The organism is Bacillus sp. SIMBA_074 (assembly GCF_046534555.1).
Lineage (GTDB): Bacteria > Bacillota > Bacilli > Bacillales > Bacillaceae_G > Bacillus_A > Bacillus_A mycoides.
This window is the reverse complement of sequence record NZ_JAWRYM010000268.1, coordinates 1-318: the sequence shown is the minus strand read 5'-3', so window position 1 is coordinate 318 and position 318 is coordinate 1. Positions and strand designations below refer to the sequence as shown.

The window sequence follows — 318 nt, the reverse complement described above, 5'->3', positions numbered from 1 at the left end:
GCCCTCTAGTGACTGTTGCAGTCCAGAAGCCAATTCACCGGTTCCCGCTTCAGATTTCTTGGCACCTTGCAAAAGCTCGGATTGTCCATCTTTCATTTGTCCAACACCTGAGCTAAACTGTTGTAACCCTTGATTGAGCTCTTTTGATCCTGCAGCTGCCGAACCGACCCCATTCGAAAATGTCAATGATTTTTCAGCTAGTTTTTCCAGGTTTTCATGGATTTCGACGGAACCTGAGTGAACGGAATCAATCCCTTCATCCACTTTTTTGGAACCTTCTTTAGCTGAGTTAATCCCATCACCAAGTTCGCTCGTTCC

General features: G+C 45.9%; 1 pseudogene. It reads right to left on the bottom strand.

From position 1 onward, the window contains the following. A pseudogene (locus SB773_RS30800) lies at positions 1-318 on the bottom strand (YhgE/Pip domain-containing protein); the annotation flags it as partial.